Source organism: Phaeobacter sp. HS011, from assembly GCF_018101215.1.
Classification (GTDB): domain Bacteria; phylum Pseudomonadota; class Alphaproteobacteria; order Rhodobacterales; family Rhodobacteraceae; genus Phaeobacter; species Phaeobacter inhibens.
In genome coordinates this window covers 347,942-367,966 of the sequence record NZ_JAGEUF010000005.1, presented here as the reverse complement: position 1 = coordinate 367,966, position 20,025 = coordinate 347,942, and the positions used below count along the sequence as shown (strand labels likewise).

The following is a 20,025-nucleotide window of genomic DNA, read 5'->3' as shown; positions in this document are numbered from 1 at the left end:
TATCAGATGTTCAGATCAATGAGGCCGCAATGGACGCATCATCCCAGTTTCAGGACAGCTTGCCTGTTTCTTCCGACAAACTTTTAGCGCAGCTGGATGCGTGGGGCATCAGCTATCGGTTGCACAGCCACGCGCCATTGCGCACCGTTGCGGATGCCAAGACGGTCGAGGCGGGCTTCATGCAGGCAGGGGAGCGCGCGCTGCGGCTCAAGACCCTCTACTTGCGGGACAAGAAAAAACGCAATCATCTGGTCAGCCTGGAGCAGGACCGCGATGTGGATTTGAAAGCGCTAGCTGCTGAACTGGGACTGGGGAATCTGTCATTTGGATCAGCGGAGCGCCTACTAGAAACCCTTGGTGTGCGCCCTGGCGCTGTCACGCCTTTGGCAATGGTCAACGGGGTCAACCAGGATGTTCACTTCTATATGGACAAGGCTGCGCAGCAGGCGGATGTGATCTACATGCATCCTTTGGTGAATGATCGCACCGTTGCCCTGACGCGACAGGCATTTCTGGATGTGATGAGCCGATTGAGCGTGACGATCATCTGGGTCTGAAGTGGCAGGCCATCCCGTGATCACTGCGCAATTTTGAACCTTTCTCTGGCTAGGGTCCGTGGAATGTGCATGGTTGCAGTAAGTGAGACGCAGATAAGAGGTGATCATGGACAACTGGGACGAGGTACGTACCGCCTATCAGGTGGCCCGGATGGGAACCGTGAGCGGCGCCGCCGAGGTGTTGGGCGTCCACCACGCGACAGTCATTCGTCACGTCGATGCCATTGAGGCGCGTCTTGGTGTCAAGCTGTTCCAGCGCCACGCTCGTGGCTACACCCCGACAGAGGCCGGTCAGGATCTGCTACGGGTCGCGCAGGCCACGGATGATCAGTTCGGCCAGCTGGTTGGCCGGCTGAAGGGGCATGGAGATGCGGTATCCGGCGAATTGGTCGTGACCTCGTTATCCTCGATGTCGACACTGCTGGTGCCTGCGCTCACTGAATTTCAGCGTCGGCACCCCGAGTTGGTGATCCGTTTCCTGACCGGTAGCCGCCTGTTTCGACTGGAATACGGGGAGGCACATGTCGCGATCCGTGCCGGATCTCCGCCGGAACAGCCAGACAATGTGGTTCAGCCCTTTATGCGGCAACAGCACGGGCTTTACGCCAGTGCCTCATATCTTGAACGGTTCGGTCCTCTGAAGGGGCTGGACGATATGGCCAACCACCGGTTCATCTGTAATGACGACATAGATAGCCGGGCGCCCTATTCCCGCTGGCTGCGTGCCCATGCGCCCGAGAGTGCGTTGTCGTTTCGCTGTGTGAACGCGGTCTCTATGCAGGAGGCTCTGCTGGCCGGAGCGGGGATTGGTTTCCTGACCCGCTGGGAGGCGGCGCGGCATCCCGGGCTTACCCAGATAATGGAGCCGCTTCCGGAGTGGGCAGGGGAGTTGTGGCTTGTCACCCATGTTGATCTGCACCGCACGACCAAGGTGCAGAGCTTTCTCAGTTTCCTCAAAGCAGAAGCCAAGGCCTGGACCGCATGACACCGAGCTATCGCGGTCATCTTGCAATGCTGGTGTTCTCAGCCCTGGTGGCCGGATCGTTTTCGCTTGGCGCGATGGTGGCCAATGACATCACTCCCATGGCCCTCAATGCCATTCGGTTTGTGATTGCTGCGGTGGTGATCGGCATTGCGGCACAGCTCACCCATGGCCTGCGCCGCATAGATTTTGTGGCGCCTTGGCGTTTCCTCGTGCTGGGTGGCCTGTTTGCCATCTATTTTGTGCTGATGTTTTACGGGTTGCAAACTGCCGCCCCAGTGAGTGCGGCTGCAGTATTCACACTGACACCGGTTTTGAGTGGGGTTTTCGGCTGGATCCTACTGCGCCAGGTCACAACCTGGCGGATGGCTCTGGCGTTGGCGATTGGTGCTATGGGGGCGATCTGGGTGATCTTTCGCGGTGACCCGACGGCCATCTGGGCCTTTGAGATTGGCCGTGGAGAGATGATATATTTTTGGGGATGTGTGGCCCACGCCGCCTATACGCCGATGGTGCGCTTGCTGAACCGGGGGGAACCTGCGGTGGTGTTTACCTTTGGGATGCTGGTAGCGGGCGCGATGATCCTGTTGGTGGTCGGCTGGGGCGACATTCGCGCCACGCGTTGGACCGAATTATCACCGCTTGTCTGGGTGGTCCTGTTCTATGTCGCGCTGATCGCCAGTGCGGCGACTTTTGTTCTGCTGCAATATGCAACGCTTCATCTGCCCTCGGCCAAGGTCATGGCTTATACCTACCTCACGCCAAGCTGGGTCATCTTGTGGGAAATTGCGCTGGGCCGCCCGGCACCTAGTGGCATCGTAGCGCTGGGCGTGGTTTGCACCATTTGGGCGCTTTGGCTGTTGTTGCGGGAGGGGCGCAGCATCGTGCCGGAGACCCAGTCTGGCTAACCCGCCTCACTCGGAGGAGGGATCTGCTGTCGGACTGTCGAGCTCGATCTCAAGGAAACGCTCAAATGCGTCCAGATTGACCGGCTCGTACTGACCAAAACCCTGCATCCAGACAGAGGCCGACCGCATGGCGTCTGGCTGCAATTTGCACCATTTCACGCGGCCACGTTTTTCCTGCGCAATGAGACCTGCTCGTGTCAGGATCATCAGATGCTTGGAGATCGCCGCAAGTGACATTTCAAAGGGTTCAGCGACATCCGTGACGGCCATGTCATCCTCCAGCAGCATCGTCAGAATGCTACGCCGGGTTGGGTCCGCAAGGGCGGCAAATACGGTATCAAGAGGATCGCTCATGCCGACACACCTAAACCGCAAGATGCGGGTCGACAATCCCAAGCCACTAGCCGCATACCACCGGCAACGACGGCAGAGCGCGAAAGAGACATAGTCATGGCACTGAAATACTGGGCAGCGATCTTTGTACTGGGGATCGGCTGGGGCATGTCCTTCATGTTCAATGCTGTATTGCTGCGCGAACTGGGCCCCCTGTCGGTGTCCATGGGGCGGGTAGGCTTCGGTGCGTTGGGATGTTGGATCTATGTCGTGGCGGCACGTAAGCAGGTGCCGGACCAACCACGGCGTTGGCTGGCGCTTTTTGGCTTTGGTGTATTGAGCTATGCGGCGCCCTTTGCCTTCTACGCGCTGGGACAACAGCATATTGCCAGTGGCGTGGCCGGAATCCTAAATGCGTTTACTCCTGCGCTTGCCGTTATGGTGGCGCATTTCTGGCCGGGTGGAGAGCGGGCGACCTTGCAGAAATCGTTCGGTGTGGTTTTTGGCTTTTTTGGGATCCTGGTCTTGTCGTGGCCGTTGCTACAGGGCGGGCGCCAGTCTGAGGTCTGGGCCGTGCTCGTTACGCTTTGCGCGCCACTGTGCTATGGATTTTCGGTCAATATCGCCCGCCAGTTCCGGGATATCGACCCGGTGGTGCTTGTCGCCGTTGCCTTGACCGGGGCCACTGCGGCCATCACGCCGCTGGCGATTTGGGCTGAAGGTTTGCCGGTGATCACCCGATTGGAGACCTGGGGCGCGTTGTTCATCATCGGTTTCATCCTGACGTCAGCAGCTTTCATCCTGTTCTATTGGGTTCTGCCTCGGGTTGGGCCGACGAATATCACTTTGCCAACGCTGATCGCCCCGGTTTCCGCCTTGGCGATGGGGGCGTGGGTCTTGCAGGAGCCGCTCAAACTGGAGCATCTGACAGGCATGGGCCTGATCCTGATCGGGCTGGTGCTGATTGATGGTCGTCTGCTGCGTAAAATACGACGTCGGTCGGCCCTTTGATAAAATCAACCTTTTGGTTGAATATGAGTTTTGACCACAAAATGGCCTCCTGCGTCGAAGGTGCTCAGGAGGTCATGCGATGGTATTCTATTTAAATATAATAATTACAATACCTTATCATAAACTCCGCAGTGCTTTCAGGGTTGTTGACTCTGAGGCTTGGACTCCTTAGCACCACATCAGAATTCACGTGAGGATGGCGACCGTGTCACAAGAGCCAGACAAGCAGCGCTTGGCGCAGCTAGAGGCCAAGTTGGTAGAGGCGCGTAAGGCCCAAGAGCCCAAGCCGCGCGTGGATGAACATTATTCGACAGCCAATCAGGCTTGGCGGATGGTGATTGAGTTGGTGGCCGGTCTGATGATCGGCTTTGGTATCGGATACGGGTTGGACCTTCTGCTTGGGACCATACCGATCTTTCTGGTGCTGTTCACGATGCTGGGTCTGGCGGCCGGGGTGAAGACAATGCTCCGCAGCGCGCAAGAGATCCAGGAAAAGAAACTGGCCGAAATGGCCGAACAAGATGCGCAAGACCGGGACTGATCCCCCGGTGACAGGAGAAACGGGACAATGGGCAAACTAATCTTTGGTGCAGCTTTTCTGCTGGTACTTGCGTCTGGGCTGTTCTTTGCCCCTGCTATTCCGGGCCTTCAGATTCACCCGACTGACCAGTTTCTGGTCAAACCGCTGGGTGGCGCAGCTGAGCTGAACTTCTACACCCCGACCAACGTGACCCTGTGGATGGGGTTGGCGATAGTGGCGATCTTCGCGCTGATGGTTCTGGGGTCTGCAAAACGTGCGATCGTCCCGTCGCGCATCCAGTCAGTTGCTGAGCTTGCCTACGGTTTCATCTACAAGATGGTCGAAGACGTCACCGGTAAAGACGGTCTGAAGTTCTTCCCCTACATCATGACCCTGTTCATGTTCATCTTGACGGCGAACATGCTGGGCCTGATTCCAGGCAGCTTCACCACCACCTCGCATTTCGCTGTGACGGCGGTTCTGGCAATGCTGGTGTTCGTGACCGTGACCGTGACTGGTTTCGTGCTGCACGGTACCAAGTTCCTGGGTCTGTTCTGGGTTGGCTCCGCGCCGCTGGCGCTGCGCCCGGTGCTGGCGATCATCGAACTGATTTCCTATTTTGTGCGTCCTGTCAGTCACTGCATTCGTCTTGCAGGTAACGTGATGGCGGGCCACGCGGTTCTGAAGGTTTTCGCAGGTTTTGCAGGCGCACTGGGCCTGTTCAGCTTCCTGCCGATTTTTGCCATCACCGCGGTCTACGCACTCGAAGTTCTCGTGGCCTTCATTCAGGCATACGTGTTCACCATTCTGACCTGCGTGTACCTGAAGGACGCGCTGCACCCGTCGCACTAAGACGCGGTCAGGTCCGAACAACAAGATCCTCAACTTCCAATCGTAAGGAGATACACAATGGAAGGCGAACTCGCACACATCGGCGCTGGCCTGGCTGGCATGGGTACTGGTATTGCTGCACTGGGTGTTGGCAACGTTGCTGCTAACTTCCTGGCAGGCGCTCTGCGCAACCCCTCCGCGGCTGCTTCCCAGACCGCAACCCTCTTCATCGGCATCGCATTTGCAGAAGCTCTGGGCATCTTCTCGTTCCTGGTCGCTCTGCTGCTGATGTTCGCTGTCTAAGACCCTTCGGAACCATTTTCCTTACGGCCGGGCGGTGTGGATGACCGCGCCGCCCGGTGTAACGGCAAGTTCCCTAGGAGGACGACATGGCAACTCAGACGCAGGACGCAGGTCACGGTGCCGCAGAGGCCGCCCACGGTTCGGGCGGCATGCCGCAGCTGGACTTTTCGACCTATGCGAACCAGATCTTCTGGCTCGTGGTCACGCTCGTCGTGATCTATTTCATCCTGTCGCGCATCGCGCTGCCCCGCATTGCGGCAGTGTTGGCCGAGCGTCAGGGAACCATTACCAACGACCTCGCCGCGGCTGAAGACCTGAAGGCCAAAGCCGTTGAGGCCGAAACCGCTTATAATCAGGCTCTGGCAGATGCCCGTGCAGAGGCTCAGCGCATCGCTGCTGAAACCCGTGCGGAAATTCAGGCAGATCTGGATGAGGCCATTGCCAAGGCAGACGCACAGATTGCGGCCAAGGCAGCGGAATCAGAAGCCGTCATCGCCGAGATCAAGGCCGGTGCCATCGCCAGTGTCGAAGCCGTCGCTGTTGATACCGCCGCTGAGATCGTCGCCACCTTCGGCGGCAAGGCAGACGAAAAAGCCGTCGCAGCTGCGGTTGCCGACCGGATGAAAGGATAAGAACATGCGCTCTGTACTGGCTCTTGCTCTGACCTTTGGTGCCACCAGCCCCGCATTTGCGGCGTCCGGCCCATTCCTGTCGATGAGCAACACTGACTTTGTCGTGACGCTCGCATTCCTGCTGTTCGTCGGCATCCTGCTTTATGCGAAAGTACCGGGTCTGCTGGGTGGCCAGCTGGACGCCCGTGCGGAAGGCATCAAAAAGGACCTCGAAGAGGCCCGTGCCCTGCGTGAAGAAGCTCAGACCATTCTGGCATCTTACGAACGCAAGCAGCAGGAAGTTCAGGCGCAGGCCGATCGGATCGTTGCTTCGGCGCGTGAAGATGCTGCGAAAGCAGCTGACCAAGCCAAGGCCGATCTGGAAATCTCGATTGCGCGTCGCATGACCGCTGCCGAGGAACAGATCACAGCGGCGCAGGACTCCGCAGTGAAAGAAGTACGCGATCAGGCGATCACCGTTGCAATTGCAGCGGCGGACGCGGTGATCTCGAAACAGATGACAGCGACCGAAGCCAACAAGCTGATTGACGCTGCTATCGCTGACGTGGACGCCAAGCTGCACTAAGTCGCTCTTGCATCGACGCGTTTAAAAAAAACCCGGCCCAAGTGGCCGGGTTTTTTGTGTCAAACGCGTTGTATGCGATGTCTACGCGGGTTCTTAGTTACCTAAATAGTGGAATGGGCGCGGGCAGAGCGATAGAAGGGGCGCAAGTCCCGGCCTGTTGGTGGGCTTTCGGTTACCAGAGGAGTCACAGATGCGCGCCCATCCCACGGCCATTGTCAGCCCCAAGGCCAAGATCCACCCGAGCGTAGAAATCGGCCCTTTCTCGATCATTCATGGCAATGTTGAGATTGGCGAGGGAACAAGCGTCGGCAGCAATTGTGAGCTGGGCGTCGCAACCCGTCTGGGGGATGGCTCTGCGCTGCGCATCGGGGAGAGGGCGACAATCCGATCCCATAGCGTTTTCTACGAAAGCTCAAGCTTCGGCGATGGTCTGGTGACCGGGCATCGGGTCACAGTGCGTGAACTCACGCAGGCTGGGCGCGGTTTTCAGATCGGCACATTGAGCGATATCCAGGGTCATTGCACTGTTGGCGACTTCGTGCGGTTGCACAGCAATGTACACATTGGGCAAAAGAGTGTCGTGGAAGACTACGTTTGGATTTTTCCCTATGTGGTGCTGACCAATGACCCGCATCCGCCAAGCGAGGTATTGCTGGGCGCGCGGATCAAATCATTTGCTGTGATTGCCACAATGACCACGGTTCTGCCGGGGGTCACTGTAGGCGAAGGGGCGCTGGTCGGGGCATGCAGCGCCGTCACCAAAGACGTCGCAGACCATCGAATTGCGGTTGGTAATCCGGCTGTTGACCGGGGAGATGCCAATCGGGTCCGCCTGAAAGATGGCACTGACCGGGCGGCCTACCCCTGGAAGTCTCATTTTCACCGAGGATATCCCGAGGCTGTTGTCGCCGAGTGGATGGCGTCATTGCCCAAATCGTGATGAGATCACAGGCCATCTAAGCTAGCGGATGGGTGCTCAGGTCTTGCCGGTTTCATGCTGCAGACGTTGCTTGGCCACTTCAGCATTGCGCAGGGCGCGCTGATGGTCGGTGAGGGCCTGCTTCACATAGTCTAGATGGGTTTCAACAGCGGCACGCGCTGCCGACGGGTCGCGGGCCTGCAGCGCGGCGTTGATCGCGCTGTGCTGGGCCAACAGGGCGTCGCGTGTGGTGTGCTGCTGAAACATGACGCGACGATTATAAAAAACACCTTCGCGCAACAGCTCGAACATGGAGCGCATCATATGCAGCATGACCACATTGTGGCTCGCATCCATGATTGCAGAATGGAACTGGGCATCCAGCGCTGCGGCCTCTTCTGACGTGGCAGGATCACCGGCCTGCTCCATCTTCTCGAAAATCGTCTGGATCACTTCGAGATCATAGTCGGATCCGTATTTGGCAGCGCGCTCGGCGGCTAGCCCTTCCATATCTCTGCGAAAGCTGAGGTAGTCGAAAACCGCCTCATCATGGCTTGCAAACAACTGCACCAAGGCCGGTGAAAACGCGGAGCCAAGCACATCGGCGACAAACACTCCTGCGCCAGCCCGCGAGACCAGCAGGCCGCGGTCCTGCAATTCGGCCAGCGCATCCCGCAAGGAGGGTCGTGAAACGCCCAGACGCTCCGCCAACTCCCGCTCGGCAGGGAGCCGTTCGCCAGGTGTGAGGATGCCGCGCAGGATGAATTGCTCAATCTGGCGCACCACAGACGCGGAGAGTTTTTCGGGCTGTACTTTTTGAAAGGGCATACTGTTTGTCTTTTTCGGACACGATTGGTCAAAACATATGACCACGAGGCCAAAGCCATCGCAAGGGGCTGCGCGTTCATTCAACAGACAGAACGCCTTTTCCGTGCTAGTCCGAAGATACAAGCGAAGATCCAGTCTTAATCGGCACAGGGATACAGATGTGTGATCTGATCAGGCGAGCGGTGCAATCCCGCTCTATTTTTATGTTCCTTCTTGCTGTTCTGCCTGTGGCCTGCGATACGGCAAGCCCGCATTTCCGTGGGCAGGCTGTGCAACGGATCACGGTGGAGAGCAGCGTATTTGAGGTGCGCCTGCGCGGATCGCTCGCAGAGGCGGTGCGTGTCAATTCGCAATATGCGCCGCGCCTCGGCCCAATCAGGAAACGCGCGCAGCGCGCTATGGAATTGGCAAGCGGTTGTCCGGTGCGCGATGTCTTGGGCGATCAAGCTGTCCTCGTCGGGCGGTTGAACTGCGGGAGCGGCGAAGCCGCGAAATGAAGAGTTATCCACAATATATGGTGGCGATATGACGCTGACCTGGCGGATTTGGGGGGCAGCCACATTGACAGTGGTGTAACAAACCCATGACACTTACATCCCAATGAATCACAGGATATCGGCTTGCGCTTCTCGAAACTCAGACTGAACGGCTTCAAGAGCTTTGTGGACCCAACGGATCTGCTGATCGCGGATGGCCTGACAGGAGTTGTGGGCCCAAATGGCTGTGGCAAATCCAACCTTCTTGAGGCGCTGCGCTGGGTGATGGGCGAAAATCGCCCAAAGGCGATGCGTGGCGGCGGCATGGAGGACGTGATTTTTGCCGGCACCAGTTCCAGGCCAGCCCGTAATTTTGCCGAGGTCAGCCTGCAGATCGACAATAGTGAGCGGCTGGCCCCATCTGGCTTCAACGAGAGCGACAATCTTGAAATCCTGCGCCGTATCACCCGCGATGTCGGCAGCGCCTACAAAACCAACGGTAAGGATGTGCGCGCGCGCGATGTACAGATGCTGTTTGCCGATGCCTCAACTGGTGCGCATTCTCCAGCTTTGGTTCGGCAGGGGCAAATTGCCGAGTTGATTAATGCCAAGCCGAAAGCACGGCGGCGTATTCTGGAAGAGGCGGCAGGTATCTCTGGCCTTTACCAGCGGCGGCACGAGGCCGAGCTGAAGCTGAAGAACACCGAACAGAACCTGTTGCGCGTCGATGATGTGATTGAACAGCTCGCGGCACAACTCTCGCAGCTGGCCCGTCAGGCACGCCATGCACAGCGGTATCGCGATATCGGTGAACAGCTGCGTCGGGCCGAGGGCATGTTGCTCTACCGTCGCTGGCGGGAGGCGGATGACACGCGGCTGGAAGCTGAAGATATACTTCGAACCCGCGAGACACAGGCGGCCAAAGCAGAGGCGTTGGCCCGTGCTGCCGATGGCAAGCGGCTGGAGGCTGAGAGTGCGCTGCCGCCCCTGCGCGAGGAAGAGGCAATTGCCGCCGCCGTCCTGCAACGACTGTTCGTCCAGCGCGACGCGTTGAGTGATCAGGAGGCGCAGGCGCGCCAGACCATCGAAACGCTGACCAACCGCGTGGCACAGTTGGGCCGCGACATTGAGCGCGAAAGCGGGCTGAACCGAGATGCCGGCGAAACGATTGAACGGCTGGACTGGGAACAGCGTGAGTTGGCGCGGGCTGCTATCGGTCACGATGATCGCATGGCTGAGGCCGCAGAGCGTTCGCGAGAAGCGGGATCGGTGCTTCAGGCCCGCGAGGAACATCTGACGAGCCTGACAGAAGATGTCGCGCGGCTTGCGGCACGTCATCAATCAGCGCAGCGTCAGGTCGAAGATTGCCGCCGTGCTTTGCTCCGTGCCGAGGAGGAAGGGGGGGCTTCCCGCGAAGCGATGGTTGAGGCTGGCGATACGCTGGCCCAGGCAGAGGCAGCGTTTGAGGCGGCGATTGAGGCTGAAGAGGAAGCGCGCGCCGCGGCTGAACTCGCCGATGAGGCGCTCGCCGCGGCAGATGAAGCGCGCAACGATACCCAATCGCGTGAGGCCGAGGCCCGTGCGCGCCGCTCCGAAGCGGAGGGCGAATTGGGTGCACTGCGGGCAGAGGTGACAGCGCTTGCGAAGCTCGTCGAACGCGATACCGCCGAGGGTGGCCATGTTCTGGACGAGATGCGCGTCGCAGCGGGATATGAGAAGGCGCTTGGTGCTGCTCTTGCCGATGACCTGCGCGCCCCTCTGGCGGAGGTTGATGGCCCGAGCGGTTGGGTCACCTTGCCGCCATATGACGGCGATGCGCCGCTGCCAGCGGGTGCGGTACCGCTCTCCCTGCATGTCAGTTGCCCCGATGCGCTGCATCGTCGGATTTCTCAGGTTGGTCTCGTCGATGCTGATGCCGCGCGTGACCTGCATTCGCGGCTGATGCCTGGGCAGCGTCTGGTCACCCTTGAAGGGGATCTGTGGCGCTGGGATGGGTTCCGGGCCTGGGCTGAGGATGCGCCAAGCGCGGCTGCGTTACGGCTGGAGCAAATGAACCGCCTTGAAGTGCTGAAACAGGACATGGAGCACGTGGGCGCGCGTGCAGATGGAGCTAAGGCTGCGCATGAAGTTCTTATGCGCAAGCTGGCAGAGGTTACCACCGCAGATCAGACCGCGCGTCAGGCGCGCCGGGTTGCTGATCAACGCGTTGCGGATGCGGCGCGCGCGCTGAGCCGGGCTGAAAGTCATCGCAATCTGTCCGAAGGCAAGCTGGAAACCCTCAGCATCGCGGTTGCCCGGCACGATGAGGATGCTGCCGCTGCGCAGGCACATCTGACGGAAGCGGAAGCCGCTGTTGAAGGATTGGAGGATCTCGCTGAGGCGCGTGCCAAGGTCGAGGATATAAAACAGGCGGTGGAAGCTGCACGGATCACGATGCTGACCCATCGGTCGACCCAGGATGAGCTGCGGCGTGAAGGAGAGGCCCGCACTGCGCGTGGGCAGCAGGTCACCAAGGATCTCTCGGGGTGGCGTCACCGGCTGGAGAGTGCGGACAGGCGGATCGCTGAGCTGACAGAGCGCCGTGCCACGACCGAGGAAGAGCTGCAAGAGGCACATCAGGTCCCTGCCGAAATTGCGGAGACCCACGAGGAACTAAACCTTGCCATTGAAGAAGCTGAAGCGCGTAAGGCAGTTGCCTCCGATGCGCTGATTGGTGCTGAAACTGTTCTGCGCGACGCCGTTCAAAACGAACGTGAATGCGCGCGACTGGCCTCTGAAGCGCGTGAAGCACGGGCCCGGTCTGAGGCGCGTTGCGACGCAGCCCGCGAAGCCGTAGGTCATGCCGAAGCGCGTATTCGCGAAGAACAACAGACAGTGCCTGACGCTCTGTTGGCCAGCCTTGATGCGACGCCTGAAGACATGCCGAACGCAGAGGAACTGGAAGCAGAGGTCAACCGTCACAAGCGCCAGCGCGACGCGCTGGGAGCGGTCAACCTGCGCGCAGAAGAAGACGCGCGTACGGTTCAGGATGAGCATGATCAATTGGTGCGCGAGAAGGCTGATCTGGAAGAAGCCGTCAAGACGCTGCGGTCGGGCATCGCCAGCCTCAACCGCGAGGGCCGCGAACGGTTGCTGACCGCGTTTGAGGAGGTGAATGCGAGCTTTACCATGCTGTTTACTCATCTCTTCGGCGGCGGGGAGGCCAATCTTGTCATGGTCGAAAGTGATGATCCGTTGGATGCCGGGCTGGAGATCATGTGTCAGCCGCCGGGCAAGAAACTCTCGACGCTGTCACTGCTGTCAGGGGGCGAACAGACATTGACCGCAATGGCCCTGATCTTTGCGGTGTTTCTGTCGAACCCGGCCCCGATCTGTGTGCTGGACGAGGTGGATGCGCCGCTGGATGATGCCAATGTCACCCGTTTCTGCGATTTGCTGGACGAGATGTGCCGCCAGACCGACACGCGCTTTCTGATTATCACGCACCACGCGGTGACGATGGCGCGGATGGATCGGCTGTTCGGGGTTACCATGCAGGAAAAAGGCGTCAGCCAACTGGTGTCTGTGGATCTCAAGAAAGCTGAGGCGTTGGTCGCCTGACCCCTTGTTCCAACGCGGTGCAGGTTTTATCCTCGGCGGGCCAATGACAGGATTTACAATGAAATTTCTTTCTCTACTGACTGCCGCTGCCCTGTTCGTCCTGCCGGGCCTTGGGCATGCTGAAAACATTCTGGCCAAGGATGCGACCACGCTTGCGCGTTTCTTTGAAACTGAAGGTGTTGAATTCGAGGTCACGACCGACGATGTCGGAGACCCGAAGCTGAAAGTCGACTACTACGGCAATGATTTTTCGATCTACTTCTATGGTTGCGAAAACAATAAGAACTGTGATGCGATCCAGTTCTTCTCCGGCTACCAGACAGATGGTGGCGTCCGTGTGGTCAAGATCAATGAATGGAACACCGAAAACCGGTTTGGTCGGGCCTATATTTCCGACGAAGGGGCCGCTCGGGTGGAACTGGATGTGTATCTGGGGGACACCGGCATGAACCCCGATGATTTTGCCGAGCTGCTCGGCTACTGGTCACGGATCGTTCAGGAATTCGAAGAATTCATCAACTGGTGATCACATCTGCCCTGTCACTGAAATGTGAGACGGGGCCGGGGAAAATACCGCTAAGCTGGCTGCATGAAACATCTCATGCTGCTGGCTTTTTTTGTGCTTATCGGATCGTTTCCGGTGCCAAGCGACGTACTGGCGCAAGATGGCGCTATGTGGGTGGATGATCAGCTCTATGATGAAGAGGCGCTTGCGGCGTTGCCGGGGCAGTCCTTTGTTTTTTATGATGATGGTGAGGCACTATTCGGGGACGACGGAGCCTATTCCTACACCTATTCAGCTGCAAACGGCGGTGGCACTGCATGGGGAAACTACCGTGTTGCCCAAGATGGTCGGGTATGTGTGACTTTCGTCAACGGCATGTCCCGTTGCGATCAATATGTGACCAACCGGGATCGTACTGTGGTCATTACCTCAGACGGGCAAAGGTTTCCGGTACGATTATCGCATCTCCCCTGAGACGCGGCGCGGCGCCCCGGGGGCGATCTGCCAAAACAGGTCAGAGACGGGACAACAGCGCCGGTGTTGGCCAAGCGTCGGCGGGGAGGCCAAGGCGCTTTTGTTCTTTTTGCACCGCCACGCGCGTCTTGGCACCCAGGATGCCATCGACATCACCCACGTCATGACCGCGCGCCTTTAGTTTGCGCTGCAATTGCTCCATTTGCTTCGCTGCAAGGCCGGTGTCGGGGGTACCTGCATTATAAGCCGCAGAGCCCGACAGCCGGGTCGCAAAATAAGCGGCAGTCAGCACATAGGTGAAGCTCTGGTTCCATTCGAAATAGACATCGAAATTGGGGTAGGCGAGGAAGGCAGGCCCCTTATGCCCCTGCGGCAGGATCAGCGCGGCCTTGGTGCCGCGATCCGCCAGTCGGCCATCGCGGGGGCTTATGCCCAATGCTTGCCAGTCAGCGACCGTCTTCTTGTGGTGGACACCACTGAGGCTCAGGTCCAGATCGGCCGGGATTGTCACTTCCTGCAACCAGGGTTCATTTGGGCGCCATCCCAAATGAGAGAGCATCTTGGCACCGGACATCAATGCATCGGGGGCGGATGTCTTGAGGCTGACATGGCCGTCCCCGTCGGCATCAACACCGTTTTCGAGAATGTCGCCCGGTAGCATTTGAACCATGCCGATTTCACCGGCCCAGGCACCGGTGGTGCGGCGTGGATCGAAGTTGTCCTGGCGGAACAACTCCAGTGCGGCAAAGACTTGGGGGCGGAACAATTCGGGCCGACGACAATCATGCGCTAGGGTCACCAGTGCATTCAACGTGTTGAAATTTCCTTGCACGGCGCCGTAATCGGTTTCAAAGGCCCAGAACGCCAGCAAAACGCTGCGATCAATGCCATAGGTCGTCTCTATCCTGCGGAATGTGGCGTCGTACTTGCGCGACATCGCCTGGCCACGGTCCAGCCGACTCTTGGAGATCAGCCGCCGCGAAAACTCGATAAAGGGTTTCTGGAACACGCCCTGCGCGCGGTCAGCCTTTAACACTGCCGGATCTTGGCGCACATTCTCAAAGAAACGATTGACCGTGGCGCTGTCATAGCCCCCCGTCAGCGCCTCTTCCTTCATGAGCTGAACGAAATTGCGAAACCCGCCACCACATTGCGCATGGGCCTGAAGCGGGAGCAGAAATGAGACAAGGGCGAGAATGCTAGGGCGCAACACAGGTGGCGTGTCCTTTTGAGAGGTGTTGCCCCTTGTTAGCTATAACAGCACGGCAATGGCAACCGTTAGCGCAAGTCCGAAGGCCCAAGAGGCCCATAGAAGGTGTATGCTGCGCATGATGCTGTGGGCGCTGGCGCTCTTGCAGCCGCTGGCGTTGACCCAGGCGAACTCCTGCAGTTTCCCATCATAAGACCGCGGGCCGGCGAGTGCGATCCGCAACGCACGCGCCATAGCGGCCTCGGGCCAGCCGGCGTTCGGAGAGCGGTGGCGGCGGGCATCCTGTGTAATGTCAGACCAGCTGCGCAATACCAGGCCAACGGTGGCAATCATCAGTGCGGACAGGCGTGCTGGGATCAGGTTCAGCACATCGTCCAACCGGGCCGACGCCCAGCCGAAATTCTTGTGGCGCGGTGTCTTATAGCCAATCATGCTGTCCGCTGTGTTGGTGATCTTGTAGATCATCAAACCCGGCAAGCCGCCAATTAGAAACCAGAACGCAGGGGCGACCACGCCGTCCGAAAAATTCTCTGCCCCGCTTTCGATAGCAGAACGCGCAATCTGCGGCGTGGTCATGCCGGTGGTATCACGGCTGACAATCATTGAAACTGCTTCACGGCCTTCTGTCAGATCAAGGCGCAGACCATCGGCAACGGCCTCGACATGGTCGCAAAGCGACCGCTGTGCCAGCAAGATGGCGGCGACCAGGATTTGAACCAAAGGGCCGAACAGTGTCAGCAGCCAGCCAAGCCAGCCCGCTGACACAACCAGAAGCGCAATGGCCAGGACGCCACGCGCCTTCCGCTGTTTCCCGGTATTCAGCGTCTGATCGACGAGAGACACGGCGCGGCCCATCAATACCGCAGGATGGGGCAGGCGTGACCAGAGCCAACGCGGTTCGCCGAAAATGGCATCGAGCAGCAGCGCCGGTATCAACAAGGCGGCAGTGGTCACAGAGCGGCCTCAAGTCGTGCCCAGCCTTCACCCGTTGGCAGACCAAGTCGCAGATAGGTTTTGGAGTATGGGAAAATACGGGTCCAGATTTGAGCGCGGGCGAGCCGGACCTGCCAGGCAGCGGCGTCGTCAACTTCATAAAGGCGGAACAGATCGGTGCCGCCGACCAGTTTCGCTCCCTTTCTGGTCACCATCTCGTCCAGACGTTTTGCGTCCTGCTGCAAGCGTGCTCGCGTGGTATCTGCCCAATCAGGATCTTGCAGGGCCTGGGCGCCGATGCGCAAGGCGGGCCCCGAGACGGCCCACGGTCCTTGCCAGGCTGCGAGGTTTCTGATCAAGCAGGGATCCCCAATAGCAAACCCCAGCCGCAATCCAGCGAGGCCCCAGAACTTGCCAAAACTCTTGAGGATAACGACGCCGGGACGAGCGGCCAAATGCATTAGGCTGTCTGCGGGACAGACATCACAGAAGCTCTCATCAATGACGACCAGCGGGGCCTGCACATCTTCGGCACTCCAGCGGCGGCCATCAGGATTGTTCGGATGAACCAGCACGCAGGCTTCGGCCGGGCCCGCAGTGACAGTCTGCCACCCGCGCGCGGCGAAGGCTGCGGCGTGCTCATTGTAGGTTGGTGGTGTTATCTGAACCCACCGGGGATCAGCCAAGGCCGGAATGGCGGCAATCAGAGCTGAAGCACCCGGGGCTGCCAAAACGGCAGCCTCTTGCGGAACGTTCCAGAAGTGACGCGCGGCCGTCACCAAATCAGTCATTGCCGCCTGATCGGGGAGGGCGCCCCAATCCGCTGCGGTCAAATCAGGCATAGGATAGGGAACAGGGTTGATCCCGGTCGAGATATCGACCCAGTCGCTGGCTACACCACCATATTCAGAAATCGCGGCGCTGAGGTTGCCGCCGTGGTCCCGTTTGGGGACCTCTGTCAGATCCAGCATGCCTGTCATCTTGGGCCTTAACAAATGAACCAGAACCGAGGGCCAGAAAATATGCCGACCCAATACCGCCGTATGGAACAGCAATTGCGAGAAAGCAACCATAGCGTCTCGGGATCAACAACTCACTAATATCGGGGAGTCTCGTGCTGCTGAATCATCTTATGGATGTATTTTGAAATGGAGGATCTGGGCATCTTACTAGGTCCGCAGTATTTCTAAGGCGAAATTGTATTGGATCCGGTTGATATTTCGGCCCCGTCGATTCCCTCGCTGGGAACGGCAAGCCAGCACCGTCAAACCAGCTTTTGCAGGTCTTTAGAGGACAATCACGTCGGGCCTGTCGAATTGTTGCGGTGCATATGGCGTACCACGAATGCCTGACCGAGGGCGGATTGTCCGCTCCCGGTTACTGAGCGGCCCAATTTCTAACCGCGACCGTGCGGTGCCATCCAGTCGATGCGCGGGTTGGTTGGGATGATCCGATGAGGATTGATGGTATCATGACTGTAGTGATAGTGGCGCACGATATGGTCCATCCCAACGGTGTCCGAAACACCCGGCCATTGATAAAGCGCGCGCGTATAGGCCCAAAGATGCGGATAATCGATCAAGCGTCTGCGGTTACACTTGAAATGCAGGTGGTAGACAGAATCGAAGCGGACCAATGTGGTGAACAACCGCCAGTCTGCCTCAGTCAGCCTGTCACTCAGCAGGAATCGGTGCTCTGACAGGATGTCTTCCAGCCAGTCCAATGTATCGAACAAAGGGTCGATCGCCGCATCATACGCTTCCTGTCTGGTGGCAAACCCGCATTTGTAAACACCGTTGTTCAAGGTCGAATATACCCGGGTGTTCACGGCTTCAATCGGCTCCCGCAGCTCCTCCGGCCAGTAGTCCTCATGGTTGCCGGTGATCTCGTCAAAGGCGCTATTGAACATACGGATGATGTCGGCACTTTCGTTTGAGACGATGGTATTTCCCTTTTTATCCCAAAGGATTGGAACCGTGACCCGGCCAGAGTATTGCGGGTCGGCACGGGTGTATATCTGATGCACATGGTCATAACCGAACAGGTGGTCCCCGGTGGCGCCATGATCGTCCTTGGCGAGGCTCCAGCCCTTGTCCAGCATGTCCGGGTGCACAACGGATACGGTGATATGATCGGTTAGTGCTTTTAGCTGGCGGAAGATGAGTGTGCGATGAGCCCAGGGGCAGGCCAGCGAGACATAGAGATGGTAGCGTCCGCTTTCGGCGGGAAAGCCACCGTTGCCAGACGGCCCTGCCTGTCCATCTTTGGTGACCCAGTTGCGAAACTGGGCTTGCGAGCGTTTGAACGCGCCACCGGATGATGCGGTATCGTACCATTGGTCGTGCCAGACGCCATCAATCAAGAGGCCCATCGAATACTCCTATGCGCTGTGAATACATGCTGTCTGCTGTGTAACCTAGGCGGCGCAGACGCCTACGCCCATGGCTGTCGGCGCGCAGCTTCCCTGCGTCTACGCACAGGTGGCTGGTACGCGATGTGCCGGGGTGCCATTGGTTTTGCTCTGGCGCATCTAAAGTGGTGCTGTGGGCAAGGCGTGGAAATGATTCAAAAAGTTCACTTGATTTTATCCTTTGCGCGTTCACACTTGTGAGGAACAGGGCAAAACGCCCGCCTGCTCTGGCAACCAGTCGCGCAGCGGTTGATGTCAGAGTGGTATCAGATCGAAAGGTCACTGCCATGACGACATTTGTTCCCCAATCGGTACAGGACGCGCTGGATGCTGCACGGCTGGATGGTATGAAAAACAAGAGCCGCCTGCGCGTGGCTACGGATGATCATGTCTTTCCCGTGCTGCGCATGTGGAAAGATGGATTTTCGGTTGAGGCGGCAGATGCGCCGCAGCTGCGCGGGCTGGTCGACCTCTACGATGGAACCCGTCATTTGTCGCAATGTCTGATCGTGGCATCAGATGAAGACGCGGGTGAAATGCGCTATGAATTCAAGCGTGCGACGCTGGCGGCGGATCAGGCACCACTGGATTTTTACCGCGCACCTGATGCGCCTGTTGCACTGATCGCACAGGACGATATGCGGCTGTAAGCATGGTTAGATCTTGGCGCTGACCCAACATGCCAAATGAACCAGAAAGCCAATTTGAAAGGGGACCAAGAATAAGCGGTCCCCTTTTTTCGTTGTGTTTCTGCCCGGTGTTTTTTGGTCTGGCTTGAAATCGGGCTGTTGTCGGTCGCGACGCTGCTATTGCAGGTCGGAGAAGGCGTTGCGCAGTCGATCGCAGGCCTCCTCCACCCGTGCGCGTTGCGTGCCGAGGTTGAAGCGCAGGAAATTTTCGCCGCCAGTGCCAAAGCTCGGGCCGTGATTGGCTGCAATCTTGGCGCCCTGTTCTACCCGCGCCGTAAATTCCTCGCGGCTCATGCCGGTGCCAGAGAAATCGACCCAGGCGAGATAGGTTGCCTCCAGCCTGGTGGAGCGCAGGCCCGGGATCTCATTCACCGCAGCATCAAAGAGCTGGCGATTGCCATCGAGATAGGGCACCAGCTCATCCACCCATGCGGCACCTTCGGGAGAATAAGCCGCCGCCGTAGCCCATTGGCCGGGGGAATTCGGCGATAGCGCCAACGCCATCATCCGGTGGGAAAATTTCGCCCGCAGCTCTGGGTCCGGAATGATGACCTGACCGGTGTGCATGCCGGCAAAATTGAACGTTTTGGACGGGGCGGTCAGCATGAGCAGACGATCGGTGATGTCCGGGGCTGCGTTCTGCATCGGGATATGGGTAGCGCCGTCGAAGACTAAATCGTGATGGATTTCGTCCGACAGCAGGATCAGATCGTGCCGCTTGGCGAAGTCGGCAACGCCGCGCAGCTCTTCCTCGGTCCATACTCGGCCAACCGGATTATGCGGCGAGCAGAGGATGACCATTTTCTCCGCGCCGGTCATCTGCGCGTCATAAGTGGTGAAGTCCATCTCATACCGTCCGTCATTGACGGCGAGTTCACATTCAACCACTTCACGCCCGGCGTTGCGGATGACCTTGGCAAAGGCGTGATAGACGGGTGTGAACAATACGATCTCATCACCCTGTTGGGTGAAGGTGTCGAGACACATGCCGACACCATTGACCAGCCCTGTTGTGGTGAAAATCGCCTCCGGATCGACCGACCATCCGTGGCGGTTCTGCATCCACCAGCAGATCGCGGATTTATAGGGGCTGTCGCAATTCACATATCCATAGACCCCGTGGTCTGCCATCTCGCGCATTTTGTCGGTCACCACCGAGGGAACTGCGAAATCCATATCCGCAACCCACATCGACAGGCCCTCGTCGCGTGGCACGTTGTAGAGATCCTCCATCATGTCCCACTTGATGCAATGTGTGTTCCGGCGATCAATGATCTTGTCAAAATTCATGTCTGAACTCCCGTTGTTCCCGGGCGAAGCTAACGGCAATCCAGCCGCG

General features: G+C 58.5%; 22 protein-coding genes. 15 read left to right on the top strand and 7 right to left on the bottom strand.

Annotated features, from left to right (window positions below):
• Positions 1-29: 29 nt before the first annotated feature.
• From J4721_RS12405 to J4721_RS12395, 3 genes are all read left to right on the top strand, one after another.
• Positions 30-557 carry a prolyl-tRNA synthetase associated domain-containing protein gene (locus J4721_RS12405; protein WP_102875272.1) on the top strand — a complete coding sequence of 176 codons (528 nt, stop codon included), beginning with the start codon at positions 30-32 and terminating at the stop codon, positions 555-557.
• A 106-nt stretch (positions 558-663) separates the two neighbouring features.
• Positions 664-1,542: a LysR family transcriptional regulator gene (locus J4721_RS12400; RefSeq protein WP_102873438.1), complete on the top strand. Its 879-nt coding sequence runs from the start codon at positions 664-666 to the stop codon at positions 1,540-1,542.
• Positions 1,539-2,447, top strand: coding sequence for a DMT family transporter (locus J4721_RS12395; RefSeq protein ID WP_102873439.1), 909 nt, complete (start codon positions 1,539-1,541; stop codon positions 2,445-2,447). Before J4721_RS12400 ends, J4721_RS12395 begins: the two co-directional genes overlap by 4 nt.
• 6 nt (positions 2,448-2,453) lie before the next feature.
• Here J4721_RS12395 and J4721_RS12390 read toward each other — a convergent pair whose 3' ends face one another.
• Complete coding sequence (locus J4721_RS12390) at positions 2,454-2,801, bottom strand: helix-turn-helix transcriptional regulator (protein WP_014878861.1); 348 nt, start codon at positions 2,799-2,801, stop codon at positions 2,454-2,456.
• Between the two features lie 96 nt (positions 2,802-2,897).
• Here J4721_RS12390 and J4721_RS12385 point away from each other — a divergent pair, with 96 nt between their 5' ends.
• From J4721_RS12385 to J4721_RS12355, 7 genes are all read left to right on the top strand, one after another.
• A complete protein-coding gene (locus J4721_RS12385; RefSeq protein ID WP_211002767.1) occupies positions 2,898-3,791 on the top strand; it encodes a DMT family transporter in 894 nt (297 codons plus the stop codon).
• A 196-nt stretch (positions 3,792-3,987) separates the two neighbouring features.
• On the top strand, positions 3,988-4,332 hold the full coding sequence (locus tag J4721_RS12380; protein ID WP_211002766.1) for an AtpZ/AtpI family protein: 345 nt from the start codon (positions 3,988-3,990) through the stop codon (positions 4,330-4,332).
• Positions 4,333-4,359: 27 nt separating this feature from the next.
• A complete protein-coding gene (locus J4721_RS12375; protein WP_014876091.1) occupies positions 4,360-5,163 on the top strand; it encodes a F0F1 ATP synthase subunit A in 804 nt (267 codons plus the stop codon).
• Between the two features lie 57 nt (positions 5,164-5,220).
• Positions 5,221-5,445 carry a F0F1 ATP synthase subunit C gene (locus J4721_RS12370; RefSeq protein ID WP_008562443.1) on the top strand — a complete coding sequence of 75 codons (225 nt, stop codon included), beginning with the start codon at positions 5,221-5,223 and terminating at the stop codon, positions 5,443-5,445.
• 86 nt (positions 5,446-5,531) lie between these two features.
• Positions 5,532-6,077 (top strand): F0F1 ATP synthase subunit B', encoded by a 546-nt coding sequence (locus J4721_RS12365; protein ID WP_014876090.1) that lies wholly within the window; start codon positions 5,532-5,534, stop codon positions 6,075-6,077.
• A 4-nt stretch (positions 6,078-6,081) separates the two neighbouring features.
• Complete coding sequence (locus J4721_RS12360; protein ID WP_014876089.1) at positions 6,082-6,642, top strand: F0F1 ATP synthase subunit B; 561 nt, start codon at positions 6,082-6,084, stop codon at positions 6,640-6,642.
• A 190-nt stretch (positions 6,643-6,832) separates the two neighbouring features.
• Complete coding sequence (locus J4721_RS12355) at positions 6,833-7,582, top strand: acyltransferase (protein WP_211002765.1); 750 nt, start codon at positions 6,833-6,835, stop codon at positions 7,580-7,582.
• A gap of 36 nt (positions 7,583-7,618) precedes the next feature.
• Here the strand turns inward: J4721_RS12355 and J4721_RS12350 are convergent, their stop codons facing one another.
• Positions 7,619-8,389, bottom strand: coding sequence for a FadR/GntR family transcriptional regulator (locus tag J4721_RS12350; RefSeq protein ID WP_014876087.1), 771 nt, complete (start codon positions 8,387-8,389; stop codon positions 7,619-7,621).
• Positions 8,390-8,547: 158 nt separating this feature from the next.
• Here J4721_RS12350 and J4721_RS12345 point away from each other — a divergent pair, with 158 nt between their 5' ends.
• The 4 genes from J4721_RS12345 to J4721_RS12330 all read left to right on the top strand — a co-directional run bounded on the left by J4721_RS12345 (position 8,548) and on the right by J4721_RS12330 (position 13,444).
• Positions 8,548-8,886, top strand: coding sequence for a hypothetical protein (locus J4721_RS12345; protein WP_014878866.1), 339 nt, complete (start codon positions 8,548-8,550; stop codon positions 8,884-8,886).
• Between the two features lie 123 nt (positions 8,887-9,009).
• Positions 9,010-12,465 (top strand): chromosome segregation SMC family protein, encoded by a 3,456-nt coding sequence (locus J4721_RS12340; RefSeq protein WP_211002764.1) that lies wholly within the window; start codon positions 9,010-9,012, stop codon positions 12,463-12,465.
• A 58-nt stretch (positions 12,466-12,523) separates the two neighbouring features.
• Positions 12,524-12,991 carry a YbjN domain-containing protein gene (locus tag J4721_RS12335; RefSeq protein WP_014876085.1) on the top strand — a complete coding sequence of 156 codons (468 nt, stop codon included), beginning with the start codon at positions 12,524-12,526 and terminating at the stop codon, positions 12,989-12,991.
• A 63-nt stretch (positions 12,992-13,054) separates the two neighbouring features.
• Entirely contained in the window at positions 13,055-13,444 is a 390-nt protein-coding gene (locus J4721_RS12330) for a hypothetical protein (RefSeq protein ID WP_211002763.1), read from the top strand.
• Positions 13,445-13,484: 40 nt separating this feature from the next.
• Here J4721_RS12330 and J4721_RS12325 read toward each other — a convergent pair whose 3' ends face one another.
• The 4 genes from J4721_RS12325 to J4721_RS12310 form a co-directional block, all read right to left on the bottom strand.
• The gene (locus J4721_RS12325; protein ID WP_211002762.1) at positions 13,485-14,657 is read right to left on the bottom strand and encodes a lytic murein transglycosylase; all 1,173 of its coding nucleotides are present in this window, start codon (positions 14,655-14,657) and stop codon (positions 13,485-13,487) included.
• 39 nt (positions 14,658-14,696) lie between these two features.
• Positions 14,697-15,608, bottom strand: coding sequence for an adenosylcobinamide-phosphate synthase CbiB (gene cbiB / locus J4721_RS12320; RefSeq protein ID WP_211002761.1), 912 nt, complete (start codon positions 15,606-15,608; stop codon positions 14,697-14,699).
• Positions 15,605-16,558, bottom strand: coding sequence for a threonine-phosphate decarboxylase (locus J4721_RS12315; RefSeq protein ID WP_102855892.1), 954 nt, complete (start codon positions 16,556-16,558; stop codon positions 15,605-15,607). Before J4721_RS12315 ends, cbiB begins: the two co-directional genes overlap by 4 nt.
• A 425-nt stretch (positions 16,559-16,983) precedes the next feature.
• Complete coding sequence (locus J4721_RS12310; protein WP_211002760.1) at positions 16,984-17,958, bottom strand: glutathione S-transferase family protein; 975 nt, start codon at positions 17,956-17,958, stop codon at positions 16,984-16,986.
• A gap of 326 nt (positions 17,959-18,284) precedes the next feature.
• On the opposite strand from J4721_RS12310, the gene J4721_RS12305 reads away from it, so the two are divergent.
• A complete protein-coding gene (locus J4721_RS12305; protein WP_061049554.1) occupies positions 18,285-18,647 on the top strand; it encodes a hypothetical protein in 363 nt (120 codons plus the stop codon).
• A gap of 156 nt (positions 18,648-18,803) precedes the next feature.
• Here J4721_RS12305 and J4721_RS12300 read toward each other — a convergent pair whose 3' ends face one another.
• Positions 18,804-19,976: a MalY/PatB family protein gene (locus J4721_RS12300; protein ID WP_211002759.1), complete on the bottom strand. Its 1,173-nt coding sequence runs from the start codon at positions 19,974-19,976 to the stop codon at positions 18,804-18,806.
• Positions 19,977-20,025 lie beyond the last annotated feature (49 nt).